The organism is Kistimonas scapharcae, from assembly GCF_039540975.1.
GTDB classification, from domain to species: Bacteria; Pseudomonadota; Gammaproteobacteria; order Pseudomonadales; family Endozoicomonadaceae; genus Kistimonas; species Kistimonas scapharcae.
Genome location: NZ_BAABFL010000240.1, coordinates 1 through 1,322 on the forward strand (window position 1 = coordinate 1; position 1,322 = coordinate 1,322).

Sequence of the window (1,322 nt, forward strand, 5' to 3'; positions counted from 1 at the left end):
GCTGGGTTACATGGCTGCGCGAACCTGCCCCATGCCAGCAAGGCTTCTCAAGCTGGCTGAGCCACAGTGGTAATCAGGAAATTTTTAAATCAGGTCATCCTTCCAAATCCGCTTGAGCCTGACCAAAACGTAGATAACGAACCATGGCTAAAGGCAAGCGCAATAGCTTCGAGACCCCCTTTTCGTTTTCACTGTACATCCAGAACAAGCACTGTCTTCCCTTATTTTCCCATAAGCACTTCCACACCCTCTGCCCTGCAATAGCTTGCAAACTATTAGGCCTGACAAGTGGAGGACTCGCTGTTTCACAAAAACGCGCATCAAGAATATCAGCAATTTTCATCCTTTCTTTCTGCTCTAAAAGATGATTAACAAGCATTAAGCACGGAGTCATGTCTTTAGTGGCATGCCTCTCTGGATGACGAATCAGAAAAAGTGGGTTGGGTGCGCGAACAGGGTACTGCAACAATAAAAGTATCAACTTTATAGGATCGCCGTGCGTTTGACGCCACACCCCCTTTATTAATGGCGTTTCACGATGCCCTCTTGTTTTGGCATTCACATCAGCACCATGTTCTAAGAGCTGCCGGACAATAGCACAATCACCGTGATAAACAGCCAAATGCAAAGCTGTAGCACCGTAGTCAACACTGAAAGGAACGAACTCGCCGAAACTGCGACCAGAATATTGATTGCAATTAACGTTTTGCTTTAACAACAAGCTCACCATGTCTAACCGTCGCATATTCGCAGCCAAGTAGAGAGGAGACTCTCCAAGCCCTGTTAAGGCCTCGCAATTGGCACCGTAGCGTATTAATAGCGCAAGCATACTGCAATGATCATTTAATACAGCACGATGAACAGGCGCCGCTTGGTAAAATCCGGGTTCCTCCCGGTTTACCTCGGCACCGTGGAGAAGAAGATATTCAACCACTCCAAGATGATTAGCTTTTACAGCCAACTGCAATGGCGTTTGATTCTCTGCATTGACAAGATTGGGAGAGACTCTTCCCTTAATCAGCTTACCAACAACGGATAGATAGCCACACTTCACAGCCTTATTCATTATAACAACCGCATCATCCCTTCCAGGCTGGGCGATATGCTGATCACACGCATTATTCGCATCAACAATAGAGAGGTAAATTGCGCGAGGTTCAAGGGGCTCGACACGCTCCACTTTTTCATCAACACTAAAGCCGATATCATCAACAAACTGCCATCCATCACCTTCAAACTTATACCTGATTACCACTGTGGCTCAGCCAGCTTGAGAAGCCTTGCTGGCATGGGGCAGGTTCGCGCAGCCATGTAACCCAGCC

Annotated in this window: 1 protein-coding gene; it reads right to left on the bottom strand. The window is 47.2% G+C overall.

The features are described 5' to 3' along the window. Nucleotides 1–94: 94 nt before the first annotated feature. Nucleotides 95–1,255, bottom strand: a complete 1,161-nt coding sequence (locus tag ABD892_RS10660; RefSeq protein ID WP_345195607.1) for an ankyrin repeat domain-containing protein — start codon at nt 1,253–1,255, stop codon at nt 95–97. Nucleotides 1,256–1,322: the final 67 nt, after the last annotated feature.